Origin of the sequence: Bradyrhizobium sp. GCM10028915 (assembly GCF_042666195.1) — a bacterium.
Taxonomy (GTDB): domain Bacteria; phylum Pseudomonadota; class Alphaproteobacteria; order Rhizobiales; family Xanthobacteraceae; genus Bradyrhizobium; species Bradyrhizobium canariense_D.
Genome location: NZ_JBHTFN010000021.1, coordinates 112,693 through 129,486 on the forward strand (window position 1 = coordinate 112,693; position 16,794 = coordinate 129,486).

At 64.7% G+C, this 16,794-nt stretch carries 15 protein-coding genes; 3 read left to right on the forward strand and 12 right to left on the reverse strand.

All coding sequences use genetic code 11. The features are described from left to right. The first annotated feature begins 71 nt into the window (after nucleotides 1-71). Nucleotides 72-854, forward strand: coding sequence for an ATP-binding cassette domain-containing protein (locus ACFQX9_RS12370; protein ID WP_377788708.1), 783 nt, complete (start codon nucleotides 72-74; stop codon nucleotides 852-854). Then, the gene (locus ACFQX9_RS12375) at nucleotides 851-2,410 is read left to right on the forward strand and encodes a glycine betaine ABC transporter substrate-binding protein (protein ID WP_377788710.1); all 1,560 of its coding nucleotides are present in this window, start codon (nucleotides 851-853) and stop codon (nucleotides 2,408-2,410) included. The genes ACFQX9_RS12370 and ACFQX9_RS12375 overlap by 4 nt, the downstream gene beginning before the upstream one ends. Before the next feature lie 56 nt (nucleotides 2,411-2,466). Here the strand turns inward: ACFQX9_RS12375 and ACFQX9_RS12380 are convergent, their stop codons facing one another. From ACFQX9_RS12380 to miaA, 11 genes are all read right to left on the reverse strand, one after another. Beyond that, nucleotides 2,467-4,179, reverse strand: coding sequence for a sulfatase-like hydrolase/transferase (locus ACFQX9_RS12380; protein WP_377788712.1), 1,713 nt, complete (start codon nucleotides 4,177-4,179; stop codon nucleotides 2,467-2,469). Between the two features lie 232 nt (nucleotides 4,180-4,411). Continuing rightward, nucleotides 4,412-4,702 (reverse strand): DUF1330 domain-containing protein, encoded by a 291-nt coding sequence (locus tag ACFQX9_RS12385; RefSeq protein ID WP_377788714.1) that lies wholly within the window; start codon nucleotides 4,700-4,702, stop codon nucleotides 4,412-4,414. A 62-nt stretch (nucleotides 4,703-4,764) separates the two neighbouring features. Beyond that, a complete protein-coding gene (locus ACFQX9_RS12390; RefSeq protein WP_018454345.1) occupies nucleotides 4,765-5,616 on the reverse strand; it encodes an SDR family oxidoreductase in 852 nt (283 codons plus the stop codon). A 471-nt stretch (nucleotides 5,617-6,087) separates the two neighbouring features. Continuing rightward, on the reverse strand, nucleotides 6,088-7,107 hold the full coding sequence (gene ilvC, locus ACFQX9_RS12395; RefSeq protein ID WP_377788716.1) for a ketol-acid reductoisomerase: 1,020 nt from the start codon (nucleotides 7,105-7,107) through the stop codon (nucleotides 6,088-6,090). Nucleotides 7,108-7,255: 148 nt separating this feature from the next. After that, the gene (locus ACFQX9_RS12400; RefSeq protein ID WP_377788718.1) at nucleotides 7,256-7,858 is read right to left on the reverse strand and encodes a LysE family translocator; all 603 of its coding nucleotides are present in this window, start codon (nucleotides 7,856-7,858) and stop codon (nucleotides 7,256-7,258) included. A gap of 7 nt (nucleotides 7,859-7,865) precedes the next feature. Further along, nucleotides 7,866-8,741 (reverse strand): EamA family transporter, encoded by an 876-nt coding sequence (locus tag ACFQX9_RS12405; RefSeq protein WP_018454343.1) that lies wholly within the window; start codon nucleotides 8,739-8,741, stop codon nucleotides 7,866-7,868. A 69-nt stretch (nucleotides 8,742-8,810) separates the two neighbouring features. Continuing rightward, nucleotides 8,811-9,500: a class I SAM-dependent methyltransferase gene (locus ACFQX9_RS12410; protein ID WP_007613338.1), complete on the reverse strand. Its 690-nt coding sequence runs from the start codon at nucleotides 9,498-9,500 to the stop codon at nucleotides 8,811-8,813. A 3-nt stretch (nucleotides 9,501-9,503) separates the two neighbouring features. Then, a complete protein-coding gene (gene ilvN / locus ACFQX9_RS12415; protein WP_007613340.1) occupies nucleotides 9,504-10,046 on the reverse strand; it encodes an acetolactate synthase small subunit in 543 nt (180 codons plus the stop codon). Between the two features lie 23 nt (nucleotides 10,047-10,069). After that, a complete protein-coding gene (locus ACFQX9_RS12420) occupies nucleotides 10,070-11,053 on the reverse strand; it encodes a threonine dehydratase (protein ID WP_377788721.1) in 984 nt (327 codons plus the stop codon). A gap of 5 nt (nucleotides 11,054-11,058) precedes the next feature. Beyond that, entirely contained in the window at nucleotides 11,059-12,834 is a 1,776-nt protein-coding gene (locus ACFQX9_RS12425) for an acetolactate synthase 3 large subunit (RefSeq protein ID WP_018454341.1), read from the reverse strand. 330 nt (nucleotides 12,835-13,164) lie between these two features. Continuing rightward, nucleotides 13,165-14,121, reverse strand: a complete 957-nt coding sequence (gene miaA / locus ACFQX9_RS12430; protein WP_018454340.1) for a tRNA (adenosine(37)-N6)-dimethylallyltransferase MiaA — start codon at nucleotides 14,119-14,121, stop codon at nucleotides 13,165-13,167. Nucleotides 14,122-14,132: 11 nt separating this feature from the next. Between miaA and serB the strand changes: the two genes are divergently transcribed. Continuing rightward, complete coding sequence (serB, locus tag ACFQX9_RS12435; protein WP_377788723.1) at nucleotides 14,133-15,038, forward strand: phosphoserine phosphatase SerB; 906 nt, start codon at nucleotides 14,133-14,135, stop codon at nucleotides 15,036-15,038. Between the two features lie 122 nt (nucleotides 15,039-15,160). Here serB and ACFQX9_RS12440 read toward each other — a convergent pair whose 3' ends face one another. Next, nucleotides 15,161-16,663 (reverse strand): Do family serine endopeptidase, encoded by a 1,503-nt coding sequence (locus tag ACFQX9_RS12440; RefSeq protein ID WP_018454338.1) that lies wholly within the window; start codon nucleotides 16,661-16,663, stop codon nucleotides 15,161-15,163. Between the last annotated feature and the right edge of the window lie 131 nt (nucleotides 16,664-16,794).

A 16,794-nucleotide genomic window follows, 5' to 3' on the forward strand; every position in this document is an offset into this window, starting at 1 on the left:
CAAGCGTGCTACGCATGGGCCTTGTCATCCCCTCCCTCTTTGGGGCGGGTCAGCGCAGTGAGCCCCGCCCGATGCCGTCCAGGCCGATGATTGGCTATGCCCACGTCACCAAGAGCTTCGGCGCGCTCAAGGCCGTGGACGATGTGTCACTCGACATCGCCGAAGGCGAATTTGTAGCCGTCGTCGGCGGCTCGGGTTCGGGCAAGACGACGCTACTGCGGCTCGCCAACCGCCTGATCGAGGCGGATGGGGGCACGATCACGGTTGAGGGCGACGACGTGCAATCCGTCGATCCGGTCGCGCTGCGGCGCCGCATCGGCTACGTTTTCCAGAGCGGCGGACTGTTCCCGCATCTGAGCGTCGCCGACAATATCGGGATCACGCCGAAGCTGCTCGGCGTCTCGGCAGCGGATATCGCAACACGGGTCGATGAGTTGCTCGAGCTCGTGCAGCTCGACCGGGCCGCCCATCGCGGGCGGTTGCCGGATGCGCTCTCGGGCGGCCAGCGCCAGCGTGTCGGCGTGGCGCGGGCGCTTGCGGCAAGGCCCCGCATCGTGCTGATGGATGAGCCATTCGGCGCGCTCGATCCCCTTACCCGCGATGCGCTCAGCGACGATTTTCGCGAGCTGCACCGCAAGCTCGGCCTGACCACCGTGATGATCACCCACGACATGACGGAAGCGATTTTGCTGGCCGACCGCATCGCGGTGATGCGCAGCGGGAAGCTGCTGGCGCAGGGCACGCCAGTGGAGCTCTCGAAAAGCAGCGACGCCTACGTGCTGGAGCTGCTGCGGACGCCGCGACGCCAGGTCGAGCGATTGAACGCGCTGCTGCTAAAGGGCGGGGCGGCATGAGCCTTTTCACCGATCCGCGTTGGGGCGAAGCGCTGGCGCATTTGCCCGACTATCTCGGCAACCACGTGCGGGTGAGTCTCGCCGCGCTTGCGCTCGGCCTGATCGTCAGCCTGCCGCTGGCGATTCTGACGCGCAACCGTCCCACGCCGCGCGCTGTGCTGCTCGCGCTCGCCAGCATCGTGCAGACGGTGCCCGGGCTGGCGCTGCTCGCGCTGTTCTATCCGCTCCTGCTGCTCGCGGCCTCCGTGGCGCTGGCCTGGTTCGGCGTCTCATTCTCCGCTTTCGGCTTCCTGCCGGCGATGCTGGCGCTGGCGCTCTATTCGATGCTGCCGGTGCTGCGCAATGGCATCACCGGCCTCAACGGCATCGATCCCGCGCTGATAGAGGCTGCCAAAGGCGTCGGAATGACCGCGCGGCAGTCGCTGGTGATGGTCGAACTGCCGCTGGCGCTGCCGGTCATGATGGCGGGGATCCGCACCGCCGCGGTGTGGGTGATCGGCACCGCGACGCTGTCGACCCCGATCGGGCAGACCAGCCTCGGCAATTACATCTTTGCCGGGCTCCAGACCCAGAACTGGGTGTTCGTGCTGTTCGGCTGCTTTGCCTCGGCCCTGCTGGCGCTCGCCGTCGATCAACTGCTCGGCCTGATCGAGAGCGGCCTGCGCTGGCGCAGCCGCGTGCGTGCGGCGCTTGGCGCGGCCGGGATCGCGGCACTGGTCGCCGCAACATTGGTGCCGACGATGGGGCGCTCGTCACAGAACTATGTCGTCGGCGCCAAGACGTTCGCCGAGCAGTATGTGCTGTCGGCGCTGATGCGGGACCGGCTTCAGGCCGCCGGTCTCTCCGCCGTCGCACGATCCGGTCTCGGCTCAAGCGTGATCTTCGAGGCGTTGAAAGCCGGCGATATCGATCTCTACGTCGATTATTCCGGCACGCTCTGGGCCAATCAGCTTCACCGCACGGACATCAAGCCGCGCGCGGAGCTGTTGGCGGAGCTGCAGACAACGCTTGCGAAGGAGAACATCACCCTGCTCGGCGAGCTCGGTTTCGAGAACGCCTATGCGCTGGTGATCCCGAAGAAGCGCGCCGAGGCGCTTGGCATCCGCACCATCGCCGATCTCGCCGCGCATGCTTCGACCCTGTCGATCGCCGGCGACTATGAGTTTTTCTCGCGACCCGAATGGGCGGCGCTGCAAAAAGCCTATGGCCTCTCGTTCCGCGCCCAGCGCCAGATGCAGCCGGACTTCATGTATGCGGCCGTCGCCAGCGGCGAGGTCGATGTCATCGCCGGCTACACCAGCGACGGGTTGATCGCAAAATACGATCTCGTTACGCTCGACGATCCCAGCCACGCGATCCCGCCCTACGATGCGATCCTGTTGCTGGCCCCAAGGCGCGCCGGCGACGAACGGCTGCGGGCCGCGGTGAAGCCGCTGCTCGGCAAGATCGACATCGCGACCATGCGCGAAGCTAATTTGCGCGCCGCCGGCAATGACGCGAATTCGTCGCCGGATGCAGTGGCGAAATGGCTATGGGAGAAGGTGGGTGGGCGGTAGCCGCGCCATTCGTTCAACGTCGTCCTGGCCTTCGCCAGGACGACGTTGGAGAGACGCTACAGCCCCCTGATCATCCCCGCATCGATCAGCAGCCGGTTCAGCCGGCGCGCTTCGGCCCCGTCCTTGCAGCCGTAGAAGATGCCCTTGCAGCGGAGCATGATCTCCTTCTGCTCGGCGAAGGACGGATCGAGCGGGATGCCGGCGGCTTCCTGGATGACCAGCGGCAGATACGGGCCGTCGACCGTGTCCATCACGGCCTCGCTTTTCACCGGCTCGAAATTGACGGCGTCGATCGCGTAGTAAGTCGCGTAGAGACGTGGGTCGTAGGCGTCGAGCTTCTTGCCGAGAGCGCCCTCGTCGAGCCCGGGCTCGAGGATACCGGGCGCGAATTCCGGCTGATGATCGCCGTAGCGCACGATCAGGAAGGGTTCGCCGGGAAATTTCTTCTTCAAGCCCGCGAGGAAAGCGTTGTACTGCTCGGCGCTCATCGCCTGCCGCCGCAGGTACTCGTCGATGGACGGCACATTGCCCGGTGCGCGCCAGTTCGGCAGCAGATCCGGGCGGAAGCGCGTCTCCCAGGGGAAATGATTGGCGCCGAGATAGATGAAGGTGAACAGCGGCTTGTTCGGCGTCCGCTCGCCCATCAGCCGGAGCGCCTTGTCGTAGAAGAAGCTATCCGGCTCGACATCCTTGGCGCCGAGATCCTTGGAGTCGAGGAAGCGTTCGATGCCGGTCGTCACCTGAAAGCTGCGCGCGGCCATGAAGCCGCCATAGGCGGGGTAGAGCGACATCGTGTCGTAGCCGCAGCGGCGCAGCGCCAGCGGCAGGCCGCGCTCGACACGGCCTGTTGCAATGCGCGTCACGAAATAGGCGAAGCGGCCGAACGAGCGCGACGACAACCCCGCGAGCACGTTGTATTCGGTGAACCAGCTCGGCCCGCCATTGCTCTCGGCCAGGAACGCGCGCTCCTTGCCGTCCCAGGATTTAAAATGGCTGCCGTAGCCGGCCGGCACCTTGATGCCCTGCGCGGCGCGGATGTCGAAGCTCGATTCATCATGGACCATGATGATGTTCGGCCGCCGGCCGGCAGGATGGCAGGCATCGACCAGCGGCATGTTGAGCCGTTCGTTGGTCGAAGCGGCCGACTCCATGAAGCCGTATTGCACGAAGTCGGAGACCGCGCTGACGCCGGAGCGGAAGAACTTCGAGAGATAGCCGTCGTCGTAATAGCCGCGCCAAGCCTCGTCCGGATGGTAGAGCGAATAGCCGACCAGCGCGGCGAGGCAGGCGAGCATCGAGGCGAGCGCCGGTAGCCTACGGATGCGGAATGGGTCGAGCCACCACAGCGCATACATCAGCGGCAGCGTGACCAGGCCGGCCCCGATCACCGACCAGCGCAAATTCGGGAAGATCGTGAACAGGAACGCCACCGTGTCGCGGTCGATCATCATCAGGTCGATGAAGTTGGCCGTCATCTGCACGACGTCGTGCTTCAGCCGTGACAGCAGCACCAGCACCACGACCATAGTCAGCGACAGCGCACCCGAGAGCGCCGGCCGCCGCAGCAGCGCGATCCAGAAGAAGTTGAGGATGCCCCAGGCCAGCACGAAGGAGAGCCGTGCGCCGAAATCCGTCTCGGACTCGTACATCAGGACGAGCGCCGCGAGATGCGGCGCTGCAACCGCGAGCAGCCGCCAGATGCCGAGCGCGGCGACGCTTGCCAGCACGGCGGTCGTGGCAGAAGGACCTGGATTGGGCGCGGACGCCATCGACGACACGCAACTGCTGGTCCGGCACGGTGATGCCGAGCCGGCTGACCGGGCCTGCGGCGTTCGGCGCAGCCGGAAGGCCTGCACCGTGTCATAAAACTGTAATTGAACGGTCACGGACAAGCAACGCGTGTCGCGGTCCGACCTTCGCTTAATGTTAGCGGAAGCCGATCGGTCTCCGGGCCCAATTCGTCCCTAGGGCAAATCCCGCAGTGCAGAACCGACTTGCCGTCTAGTCGAGGCCTTCGACGCTGACCAGGCGGGCAGAACTGCAAGCGTCCCGGACCGCTTTGAGTCCCTGGTAGGTCGCGCCTGTGTAAAATGCCTCCCAGGCTGCGACGGATGGGAATTCCAGCAGAACGATCCTGCGGGGCTGCCAGTCTCCCTCGTAGACCTTGTGGGCGCCCCCTCGCGCCAGATATCGAGCTCCAGCGGCCTCCAGGGCGGGCTTCACGCCCAACATGAAGCTTTGGTACTGCTGCAAATTCCTGATCTCGACGTCGAAAATCACATAAGCCGGCATCTCAAGACGCTCCCACGATCGGAAATTGATCACCTGTCCGGCAATGGTCTCACCTCGGAGGCTCAGCCCTGCGGCAGCAGCCCGAGCCGCTTGGCGATGATGCGGTCGACCACACGCTTGGGCAGCGTGGCCGTCATCAAATGCCGCATCCGGTCCGGCGTGATCTGGTAGCGAACCTTGGGCCTCTCGGCGGTGAGCGCCTCGAAAACGACCTCGGCAATCCGCTCGGCCGGCAGCCCGGTCTCGCCGAGCTTCATCATGAACGCCATGACCTTGTTCAGCGCCGGCAGATAAGGCGAGTTCTGGTAGACCGAAAGATCGATCTGCTCGGCCTTGCTCCAGATCGGCGTCTTGACGGCGCCGGGTGCGACGATAATGACGTCGATGCCAAACAGCATCAATTCGCGGCGCAAGCTCTCCGACAGACCTTCGATGGCATGCTTGGACGTGCAGTAAGGCGCCGACAACGGATTGCCGTTCTTGCCCGCGACCGAGCTGATCATCACGATCCGGCCCTTCGGTCCCTCCAGCGACGGGTCGGCGCCCAGCAGCGGCCCAAAGGCCTGCGTCGCGATGACCGGGCCGATGACGTTGATCTCCATCTGCCGGCGAAAGTCGTCGACCGACAATTCGAGCACGGGACCGGCGACCGCGACGCCGGCGTTGTTGACGAGACCGGCCAGCGTCTCGCCGCCCAGCGCCTCGCGGACTTTTCGCGCAGCCGCGAGGACCGCCGCCTCGTCGGTGACGTCGAACAGCAGCGCCGTGAAGTTCGTACCGAATTCACCCATGAGCCGATCCGCATCGGCCTGCTTGCGGACACTACCGAAAACACGATAGCCGCGCCCGATCAGAAACTTCGCAATGGCCCAGCCGATGCCAGTGGACGCGCCGGTGACGACGACGGATCGCATGATCTTCCTCCCCAAGAGCTCCCGCGATCATGCAGGCGAAAGGTGCCGGGGCGCAATGCCGTCCACCGCTCAAGGAGACGCCGCGGGTGTCAGTTCTTAAGTTGAAGCGAGGTGCGAACCTCGCGACGTGCGATTGATTGCATCCTGAAGGTATGGATGAAGAGCCGAATCCTTGACCCTGAAGACGCTGGGCTTTTGAGGATCGGGAGCTTCTGAGAAATTCCGAAAACAACGCGAGACCAAGAATGTGGTTTAAGCGTCAGTTCTTCATGCTCAGGGAGCACTTCAGCTCGCGAAGAATTTGAATGAAGCAGCAATGCTTCGCGCGAGACGAAAAGAGCGAGACCGCTGGTTGCGATCTCGCTCGAATATAATCGCGAAGATTTAAGAATTGGTTTGGCGAGCGAAGCTTGTGTTTTCGCTCGCGTGTCCGGATGCGGCGCAACCGATACGCCGCATCCGAACGGCCGCTTAGTTCTTCGACTTGTCGACCAGCGCGCCCTTCTTGATCCAGGGCATCATGTCGCGCAGCTTGGCGCCGACTTCCTCGATCGGGTGCTCGGCGAGCTTGGCGCGGGTCGCCTTGAACGAGGTCTGGTTGACCTTGTTCTCGAGCATCCAGTCGCGGGCGAACTTGCCGGACTGGATGTCGTTCAGAACCCGCTTCATCTCCTTCTTGGTCTCGTCGGTGACGATGCGCGGGCCGGTGACGTACTCACCGTACTCCGCGGTGTTGGAGATCGAGTAGTTCATGTTGGCGATGCCGCCTTCATAGATCAGGTCGACGATCAGCTTCACTTCGTGCAGGCACTCGAAATAGGCCATCTCCGGGGCGTAGCCGGCTTCGACCAGCGTCTCGTAGCCGCCCTTGATCAGCTCGACCAGGCCGCCGCAGAGCACGACCTGCTCGCCGAACAGGTCGGTCTCGCATTCTTCCTTGAAAGTGGTCTCGATGATGCCGGCACGGCCGCCGCCGACGGCGCAGGCGTAGGACAGGCCGAGGTCGTGGGCGTTACCCGAGACGTCCTTGGCGATCGCGATCAGGCAGGGCACGCCGCCGCCACGCTGGTATTCCGAACGCACCGTGTGGCCGGGGCCCTTCGGCGCGATCATCAGAACGTCGAGATCGGCGCGCGGGTCGAGCAGGTTGAAGTGGACGTTGAGACCGTGCGCGAAGACGAGGGCGGCGCCCTTCTTCATGTTGTCGTGCAGGTGCTCGCGGTAAATGTCGCCCTGGAGCTCGTCCGGGGTCAGCATCATGACCAGATCGGCCCATTTGGCGGCCTCGGCGACTTCCATCACCTTGAAGCCGGCAGCTTCCGCCTTCTTGGCCGAGGCCGAACCCTTGCGGAGCGCAATCGCCACGTCCTTGACGCCGGAATCCTTCAGGTTCAGGGCATGGGCGTGGCCCTGGCTGCCATAGCCGACGATGACGACCTTCTTGCCCTTGATCAGGTTCAGGTCGGCGTCGCGATCGTAATAAACACGCATGGTCGTTTCCTCGTTCAGGGGCCGGAATCGGCCGTTTGGTCAGGTCTTGTCGGTCAGGTCTCGGACGGTGAAATTTGCGGATTTCGGGGGCTGTCTAGAGCATTTTCGGCCCCCTGGGAAACCCGTTTCTGCATGGAAAGCTGAGGCATCATGCATCCATAACGACGGGGTAGAGAGACGCCAGCAGCAGGATCGCCATCAGGATGTTGAAGGCGCGGACCAGCCGCTCGGAGGTCAGCACCGGCCGTAGTGCAGTGCCGAACAGGACCCAGACCACGGTCGAGACCGCGCCGACGAGTAGGCTGACCAGGGTCTGGATCGCGATATTGATGGGGAATCGGGCAATCGCCGCGTAGGCGGTGATTGTGCCGATCACGATCACCCAGCCCTTGGCGTTGATCCACTGGAACATCGCCGCGCCCCAGAAGGTCATCGGGCCGCGGCCGGTCTCGCCGTCCGGCGTGGTCGGGCCGGACAAAGCAATCACGGCGGCAAGGTAAATCAGATAGACCGCGCCGGCGTATTTCAGGATGGTCTGAAGGATCGGATAGGCCAGAAACACTGTGCCGAGCCCGAGACCCACGGCGGCGATCATGAAAGCAAAGCCGATGACGATACCGGCGACGTGGGGGATGGTGCGCCGAAAGCCGTAGGTCAGGCCCGAGGTCAGCAGCATGATGTTGTTCGGCCCGGGCGTGAAATACATCACGACCATAAAGGCGAGGAAGGCATAGAAGAGCGAATAGGCCATAGTCACCTCACGCGGTCTTCGGCAGGACTTGCGGACGCTTCGCCAGCACCATCACCGCGATACCGCCGATCACGGTGAGCATGCCGGCGAGACGCAGCGGGCCGAACCGCTCGCCGAACACGATGCTGGACGCAGCCGAGCCGACGAACGGCACCAGCAGCGCGAACGGCACCACTTGCGCAGGGGGATAGTCACGCAGCAGCCGGCCCCACAGCCAATAGGCGATGCTGGTGGAGATGCCGCCGATCAACAGCAGGCAAATGAGGCCGGTGAGCGACATGTGGATCAGCGACTGCCAGGTCGGCGTCGGTCCGTTGACGACCAGCGTGAGCGCGAACAGCGGCACCGCGGTGGCGAGGCACAACCAGGCGAACAGATCGAACATCGGCACGCCGCGGGCGCCGCGCAGCAGGACATTGCCGACCGCAAAGCTGACCGGCGCGATCATCAGCACGGCGAAGGCACCGACGCTGAAATCATAGCCGACCGTGCCGCAGATCATCAAAAGGCCGATGGCTGCGATGACGATGCCCAGCGTCTGCACCGGCGTCGGCCGCTCACCGAATGCGATCGCGGCAAAGCCGATCGTGAACAGCGCCTGGCTCTGCACGACGACGCTGGTCAGCCCCACCGGCACGCCATGGGCGATGCCATAGGCCTGGCTCAGAAATTGGCCGAGAAAGAGCGTGAAGCTGATCGCGATCAGGAGCGACCAGGCGACTTTGGGCTTGCGGATGAATAGGCACGGCACCGCGGCAATGGTGAAGCGCATCGCCGTCATCAGCTCCGGCGAAAATTCGTCGAGCGCGATCCGGCTCGCCACGAAGGCAAGCCCCCAGATGACCGCCACCAGGATGGCGATGAGGATGTCGGCCGGCTTCATTGTCGTTCCCGGTTCTGCCCTGTCGTGCAGCCCTGTTTGTTGTTCTGGTCGAGCCTTGCTCGCCGGCCGTTACGTGGAGGAATTGGGTTTCCGCAGCAGATAGGTGCCGTGCATCGGGGCGTGGTAATCGGCCGAGACCAGCGTGAAGCCGACGTCGGTCAGCATCCGCTCCATGACCCAGCCAAAAGTGGAATACTCGTCGCGCATGTGGGTGACGACACTTTCACGCGGGACATCATGGTTCTTGATCTCAAAGTCGGCCCATTGGTCAACGTCGCGCTCGACGGCATCGGGCATCGAGGCGTAGACGATGTCGCGCAAATAGAAAGTGGCACCGGGCTTGAGCGCGCGATAGATCCGCGACATGGCTACCGCCTTCCAGAAATCCGGCAGATGGTGCAGCGTGAACTCGCTGACGATCAGGTCATAGGATTCCGGCCGGTAGGCGAAGCTGAGCAGGCCGGCGGACTGCGTGCGCACGGGCGCCTTGCGGTCGCGCGCGTAGATCTCGGCGAGCGCCAGCATCGCGGGCGAGATGTCGATGGCATCGACCTCGGCGCCCATCAGCGCCGCCTCGGTCGCGAGCACGCCGTTGCCGCAACCGATATCGGCAATGCGCCAGCCGCGCTGGACGCCGAGCATTTTCAGCGCTGCGCGCGCGCGTAGATCGGCATCGTCATGACTGTCGTAGATCGAGGCCACTGCAGGCCCGATCCCCATCCGGTTCCGCTCGTTGTAATACCAGTCGCGCGCCAGCATGGCTCACATTCCTTCAGGCCCGCGGCCAATCGCGGCAACACCGGTGCGCGACACTTCGACGAGGCCAAGCGGACGCATCAGGTCGATAAACTGATTGATCTTGTCTGTATTGCCTGTGATCTCGAACACGAAGCTCTCGGTGGTGGCGTCGATCACGCGGGCGCGGAACGCGTCCGCCAGCCGCAGCGCCTCGACGCGATGCTCGCCCTGCCCGCGCACCTTGACCATCGCCAGCTCGCGCTCGATCGAGCGCTTGGTCAGCGTCATGTCGACGACGCGATAGACCGGGATCATGCGGTCGAGCTGATGCTTGATCTGCTCGATCACCATGGGCGTACCCGTGGTGACGATGGTGATGCGCGAGAGATGCTTCTGGCTCTCGGTCTCCGAGACCGTGAGGCTCTCGATGTTGTAGCCGCGCCCCGAGAACAGGCCGATGACACGCGCGAGCACGCCGGGCTCGTTCTGCACGAGCACCGAAAGCGTGTGCGTCTCGTTCGGGTCGTGGCGTTCCTCGATGAAATAGGCGGATGCGGGCTGGTTCATTGTCGTCCCCTTTATTCTCGTCGTCACGCCGTCGCCCGATGAGCGACCGGCGCATCCGTCCCGACCCAACCGCGGAACAGATCGAAATCGATATTGCCGCCGGTCAGCACGAGACCGACGCGCTTGCCCGACAATCCTGTCTTGTCCTGAAGCGCCGCGGCGAGCGCGGCGGCGCCGGCGCCTTCGGCGAGATTGTGCGTGTCGGTCCAGAGCGCATGGATCGCGAGCGCGATTTCATCGTCCGTCACCTGGACGATACGCGAGGCGCCCTTGAGGATGACCGCGAGCGCTTCCGGATCGGGAATCCGCGTCGCCATGCCGTCCGCGAGCGTGTTGCTGGTCTCGGTGGTCACCACCTGACCCGCCGCGAACGACAGCGCGTAGGACGGCGCCTCGGTTGACTGCACGCCCACGATCTCGGTCTTCAGGCCGAGCAGATCGCGCGCCATGATACAGCCGCAGATCCCCGAGCCTTGCCCGATCGGCACATAGAGGATGTCGAGATCGGGCGCGGCCCGGAACAATTCGAGCGCATAGGTCGCCACGCCCAGCACCAGGTCCGTATGGAACGACGGCACCATGTGCAGCCCGGCGAACTGCGCGTGGCGTCCGGCTTCCTCGCGTGCGGCCTGAAAGTCCTCGCCGTGCTCAACGAGTTCGGCGCCGAACGCCTTCATCGCGCGGTTCTTCTCGACCGAATTGCCGCGCGGCACATAGATCACGGCAGTTACGCCATGGCGGCTCGCCGCAAAGGCGAGGCTCTGGCCATGATTGCCGCGCGTCGCCGAGATGATGCCCGGAATGTTCGGCCGTTCGCGCTTCAGCCGATCGAGATAGACCAACCCGCCGCGCACCTTGAAGGCGCCCGTCGGCGTGTGATTCTCGTGCTTGACCACGACCTGCGTGCCGAGCCGCTCGGCGAGCAGCGGCCAGGCGTGCGCCGGCGTTGCCGGCACCGCCTGCCCCACGATCGCATGTGCGCGTTCGAGCTCGTTCAGGTCGAACATCACGCTCACACCAGCGCCTTACCGCCGGCGAACGCCTTCGCCGTGGCTTCGTCGTTGGCCTGCTCCGGCAACAGCATCTCGTTGTGCGCCTTGCCGGAGGGGATCATCGGGAAACAGTTTTCCAGCGACGCGACGCGGCAGTCGAACAGCACCGGGCGCTTGACCGAGATCATCTCCTGGATGGCTCCGTCGAGATCACCGGGCTTGTGCACCTGGAGGCCGACGCCGCCGTAGGCTTCCGCGAGCTTGACGAAGTCCGGCATCGCCTCCGAATAGGAATGCGACAGGCGGTTGCCATGGAGCAGCTGCTGCCACTGCCGCACCATGCCCATGTACTGGTTGTTCAGGATGAAGATCTTGATCGGCAGCTCGTACTGCACAGCCGTCGACATCTCCTGCATCGTCATCTGCACCGAGGCATCACCCGCGATGTCGATGACGAGGCTGTCGGGATGGGCAACCTGCACGCCAACCGCGGCCGGCAGGCCGTAGCCCATGGTGCCGAGACCGCCCGAGGTCATCCAGCGATGCGGCTCCTCGAAGCCGTAGAACTGCGCGGCCCACATCTGATGCTGGCCAACCTCGGTGGTGATGTAGGTGTCCTTGCCACGCGTCGCCTCGAACAGGCTCTGGATCGCATGCTGCGGCAGGATGACGTCGTTGCTCTTCCTGAAATAGAGCGAGTTGCGGGCGCGCCACTGCGCGATCTGCTGCCACCAGGCCTTGATGTCGGGCTTCTTCGCCTCCGCCTTGAACACCTGGAGAATGTCGCCGAGGATGTTGCCGCAGTCGCCGATGATCGGCACGTCGACGCGGATGTTCTTGTTGATCGAAGACGGGTCGATGTCGATGTGGATCTTCTTCGACCCCGGCGAGAACGCATCGACGCGGCCGGTGATGCGGTCGTCGAAGCGCGCGCCGACGCACAGCATGACGTCGCAATCATGCATGGTCATGTTGGCTTCATAGGTGCCGTGCATGCCGAGCATGCCGAGCCAGCTCTTGCCCGAGGCGGGATATGCGCCGAGGCCCATCAGGGTGGAGGTGATCGGAAAGCCGGTGACCTCGACCAGCTCGCGCAGCAGCCTGGTCGCCTCGGGACCGGAATTGATCACGCCGCCGCCGCTATAGATCACGGGGCGCTTGGCGCCTGCGAGCAGCGCGACGGCCTTGCGGATTTGCGTCGCATCGCCCTTCACGCGCGGCGCGTAGGAGCGATGCACGTCGGATTTGCGCGGCGGATGATAGGTGCCGGTCGCGAACTGCACGTCCTTGGGCACGTCGACGAGCACCGGGCCCGGCCGACCCGTGGTCGCAACGTAAAACGCCTCGTGCAGCACCTTTGCGAGATCGTTGACGTCGCGCACCAGCCAGTTGTGCTTGGTGCAGGGGCGCGTGATGCCGACGGTGTCGCATTCCTGGAACGCGTCGTTGCCGATCAGGTGCGTCGGCACCTGGCCGGAGATGCAGACCAGCGGGATCGAGTCCATCAGCGCGTCGGTGAGCGGCGTCACCATGTTGGTGGCGCCGGGGCCGGAGGTCACCAGTGCAACGCCCGGCCTGCCGGTCGAACGCGCATAGCCCTCGGCGGCGTGGCCCGCGCCCTGCTCATGCCGAACCAGGATGTGCTGGACCTCGCTTTGCTGGAAGATCTCGTCGTAGATCGGGAGCACCGCGCCGCCGGGGTAGCCGAAAATGTCGGTCACGCCATGATCGATGAGCGCGCGGACGATCATCGCGGCGCCGGTCATCTGGTTCGGATCGTGGCTCTTGTCGCTCATTGGCTTGCTCCGGATGCGCTGTTGTCAGCGGCTTCGTTCGTGTCGGGTTTTCGGAAATAAAAAAGGCCCCGAAGAGGGCCCATGCACACCGCCTGTCATGTGGATGGCAGCTAGCCACCCCCGGCGGTGTCCCTGGGTACGACGGCGATAAGGAGTTTGGTAATAATGTTACGCATGGCAGGTGCCCGGCTTCCCAAAGGTTGCGCGAAACATAGCGGCCAGCGCCCCGATGTCAAGGCAATGCGGCCGTTCCCGCGCGATTTTGGCAGTGTAGCGGTGTTCCCGGGGTTGGGCGAGAGGTAAATTCGGGAGCCGAGGCACAAAAGCGTGTCAGCCTTGGTCCCGCGCCGCGTTCACGATCGCCGCCAGCCAGCCCCGAATCTCCCCCGGCTTCACCCACTCGAATTCGGGCAATTGGTGCCGGAACCAGGTGAACTGCCGCTTGGCGTAGTGGCGGGTGTCGGCGCGGCCGATGGTCGCCGCCTGCTCCAGGCTGAGCTCACCGCGCAGATGCCGGATTAGCGCCGGCACGCCATGAGCCTTCATCGCCGGCAGCAGCGGATCGAGGTTTCGGGCGGCGAGACGCACCGCCTCCTCTAGCGCGCCGGCACCCAACATGGCGTCGAAGCGGGCGTCGATGCGCGCATAGAGCTCGTCGCGCTCGGGCGCGAGGAACACCGCCCGAAAACTGTCCTTGGGCAAGAGCGGCGGCTGGCCCTCATGATGCCAGTCCAGCAGCGAACGGCCGGTGGCTTCGACCACTTCGAGCGCGCGCGCAATGCGCGTGCGATCGCGACGGTTCAAGCGCTCGGCCGCCCGCGGATCGGAGGCTGCGAGTTCGTCGTGCAGCGCTTCGACGCCGTTCCGCTCCAGCCGCGCCCGGACGTCCTCGCGCACCTCGAGAGGGATCGGTGGCACCACGGAAAGGCCCGCCGTGAGCGCCTTGAAATAGAGCCCGGTGCCGCCGATGAAGATCGGCAGGCGCCCTTCGGCTTTCGCCGCTTCGAGCGCCTTGGCCGCGTCGCCCACCCAGGCACCGGCTGAAAAATTCACGGCCGCATCGACATGGCCGTACAGGCGATGAGGCACCTGCGCCTCGTCGCCAAGGGTGGGGCGCGCGGTGATGATGCGGAGGTCACGGTAGACCTGCATGGAATCGGCATTGATCACGACCCCGCCCGCAGCGAGCGCAAGCTCGAGCGCCAGCGCCGACTTGCCGCTGGCGGTCGGGCCTGCGATAAGCACCGCCTTGCCAACATGCCTTCTGCCGACTTGCCCCTCGCTCACGAAAACCTCAAATGTCCCTCGTTGCCACGCTGATCTGCAACCCGAATAATCCCGCGCTCGACTCGACCATCGTCGACGGCGCCCGCGCCGTGCTGCCTCAGGCAGCTCCCGCGCACTGGCTGTTCGACGGGGTTGCAGTCGACATCCCATTCGGCGCCGACAGTAACCTCGAAGGCGACCGTCACGCCATCGAGCAGCGGCTCCGCGAGCTTCGCGGCGACCTGCCCATCGACATCGTGGTGCAGCCAGTCGGCTTCCGGCGCAAGAAGCTTTTTCTCGCCGACATGGATTCCACCATGATCGGTCAGGAATGCATCGACGAGCTCGCCGATTTCGTCGGGGTGAAGGCCCATGTGGCCGCCATCACCGAGCGCGCGATGCGCGGCGAGATCGAGTTCGAGCCGGCGCTGCGCGAGCGCGTCGCGCTGCTCAAGGACCTTCCCGCCAGTGCCGTCGACGAGGTGCTGGCCAAGCGCATTACGCTGACGCCGGGTGGCCGCGAACTGGTCGCGACCATGCGCGCCCATGGCGCCTATGCCTGCCTCGTCTCCGGCGGCTTCACGCTTTTCACCAGCGCGGTCGCCACCAGGATCGGTTTCCAGGAGAACCGCGCCAACGAGCTCGTCGTCCGCGACGGCAAGTTCACTGGCGAGGTGAAGGAGCCGATTTTGGGGCGCGCGGCAAAGCTCGCGACGCTGGTGGATCTGATGGAATCGTTCGATCTCGACGACATCGACTCGCTGGCGGTCGGCGACGGCGCCAATGATCTCGGGATGATCCAGGCGGCGGGGCTGGGCGTGGCGTATCACGCCAAGCCCGCGGTGGCCGCCGCTGCGGCGGCGCGGATCGATCATGGCGATCTCACCGCGCTGCTGTACGCGCAGGGGTATCGGCGCGAGGAGTTCGTGGAGGCGTAGCCTCCTCCTCTCCGCCGTCATGCCCGGGCTTGTCCCGGGCATCCACGTTACGCTCGTCCGCATGGCAAGGCGTGGACGGCCGGGTCAAGCCCGGCCATGACGAGAGGTGAAAGCGAGCGCTCTTACTGCACGCTCAGCGCGACAAAACGCAGCTCGCCGTCGGCGTTCGACACCAGCAGCAGCACCGATTTCTTGCCGTCCTTCTTGAGCTGGTCGACCCGTTTCTGGATGTCGGCGCCGCTGGAGACGGCCTCCTGCGCCACCTCGACAATGACGTCGCCGGCCGAGAGGCGCTTCTCGGCGGCATCCGAATTGGCGTCGACATTGGTGACGACCACGCCCTTGACGCTGTCCTTGATCTTGTAGCGCGCACGCAGGTCCTTGCTCAGCGCGGCGAGATCGAGGCCGAGCGCCTTCTGTGTCACGGTCTTTTCAGGCGGAGGCTCGTCGGTCTTCACCGCGGCCTGCACCTTGTCGGCATCCTGCAACCGGCCGAGCGTGACCTTCTTGGTTTCCTCCTGGCTCTTGCGGATGATGACGACGTCGACCTCCTTGCCGACCGCCGTGTCGGCGACCACGCGAGACAGATCCTTCGGGTCCTTGACGTCCTTGCCGTCGAACTTGACGACGACGTCGCCGGGCTCGATGCCGGCCGGTTTGGCCGGGCCCTTGTCGTCGACACCGGCAACCAGCGCGCCGCGCGGCGGCTTGATGTTGAGGCTCTCGGCGATCTCGTCGGTGACGCTCTGGATGCGCACGCCAAGCCAGCCGCGGCGCAATTCGCCGAACTGGCGGAGCTGGTCGACGACACCCGCCACCGTCTTCGACGGTACGGCGAAGCCGATGCCGATCGAGCCGCCGGACGGCGAGATGATCAGCGTGTTGACGCCGATGACGTCGCCATCGAGGTTGAACAGCGGACCGCCGGAATTTCCGCGGTTGATGGAGGCGTCGGTCTGAATGTAGCTGTCGTAGGGACCTGAGGAGATGTCACGGTTCTTCGCCGAAACGATACCGGCCGTCACGGTGCCGCCGAGGCTGAAAGGATTGCCGATCGCGACGACCCAGTCGCCGAGGCGCAGCTTGTCGGAATCACCGAACTTCACCGACACCAGCGGCTTCGACGGCTTGAACTTGAGCACGGCAAGGTCGGTCTTCTTGTCGACTCCGACCAGTTCGGCCTTGATCTTGGTCCCGTCGTTGAGAATGACGTTAATCTCATCGGCGTCCGCGATGACATGGTTGTTGGTGACGACGACGCCTGACGTGTCGATGATGAAGCCACTTCCGAGCGAGTTGGTCTTGCGCGGCGCCGGGCTGTTCTCGCCGCCCTTGCTGCCGCCGCCGGGACCCTTGCGGTTCTTGAAGAAGTCGTCGAAGAACTCCTCGAAGGGCGAACCGGGCGGCAGTTGCGGCATGGCATTGCTGCCGCCGCCCCCGCCCTTGGCTTCGACGGTCTGCGAGGTCGAGATGTTGACGACCGCGTCAATCACCTTCTCGGCGACGTCGGCGATGCCATCCGGTCCGCGCGCATAGGCCGGTGTGCCGAGTGCGCTGAAAGCGCCAACGGCGAGCGCGGCCAGCCCTAAGCGCAAACGGGTCGGGGCAATGGTGGCAGCGGTCATTGTGATCTCCAGGAAACAAGGATTCGACGTCAAGACTGCGCTCGAACGGGGGGACGGCGCAAGCGCGGACCTTAACGGGCCTCAAGACCCGGATAATAAGGCGAAAACCGGTCCCTCGCCTTCACTTTGGC

Excerpts from the sequence above, each read along its gene's own strand:
- ACFQX9_RS12370 (WP_377788708.1), top strand. The coding sequence starts at position 72 with ATGCCGTCCAGGCCGATGATTGGCTATGCCCACGTCACCAAGAGCTTC.
- ACFQX9_RS12375 (WP_377788710.1), top strand. The coding sequence starts at position 851 with ATGAGCCTTTTCACCGATCCGCGTTGGGGCGAAGCGCTGGCGCATTTG.
- ACFQX9_RS12380 (WP_377788712.1), bottom strand. The coding sequence starts at position 4,179 with ATGGCGTCCGCGCCCAATCCAGGTCCTTCTGCCACGACCGCCGTGCTG.
- ACFQX9_RS12385 (WP_377788714.1), bottom strand. The coding sequence starts at position 4,702 with ATGCCGGCTTATGTGATTTTCGACGTCGAGATCAGGAATTTGCAGCAG.
- ACFQX9_RS12390 (WP_018454345.1), bottom strand. The coding sequence starts at position 5,616 with ATGCGATCCGTCGTCGTCACCGGCGCGTCCACTGGCATCGGCTGGGCC.
- ilvC (WP_377788716.1), bottom strand. The coding sequence starts at position 7,107 with ATGCGTGTTTATTACGATCGCGACGCCGACCTGAACCTGATCAAGGGC.
- ACFQX9_RS12400 (WP_377788718.1), bottom strand. The coding sequence starts at position 7,858 with ATGGCCTATTCGCTCTTCTATGCCTTCCTCGCCTTTATGGTCGTGATG.
- ACFQX9_RS12405 (WP_018454343.1), bottom strand. The coding sequence starts at position 8,741 with ATGAAGCCGGCCGACATCCTCATCGCCATCCTGGTGGCGGTCATCTGG.
- ACFQX9_RS12410 (WP_007613338.1), bottom strand. The coding sequence starts at position 9,500 with ATGCTGGCGCGCGACTGGTATTACAACGAGCGGAACCGGATGGGGATC.
- ilvN (WP_007613340.1), bottom strand. The coding sequence starts at position 10,046 with ATGAACCAGCCCGCATCCGCCTATTTCATCGAGGAACGCCACGACCCG.
- ACFQX9_RS12420 (WP_377788721.1), bottom strand. The coding sequence starts at position 11,053 with ATGTTCGACCTGAACGAGCTCGAACGCGCACATGCGATCGTGGGGCAG.
- ACFQX9_RS12425 (WP_018454341.1), bottom strand. The coding sequence starts at position 12,834 with ATGAGCGACAAGAGCCACGATCCGAACCAGATGACCGGCGCCGCGATG.
- serB (WP_377788723.1), top strand. The coding sequence starts at position 14,133 with ATGTCCCTCGTTGCCACGCTGATCTGCAACCCGAATAATCCCGCGCTC.
- ACFQX9_RS12440 (WP_018454338.1), bottom strand. The coding sequence starts at position 16,663 with ATGACCGCTGCCACCATTGCCCCGACCCGTTTGCGCTTAGGGCTGGCC.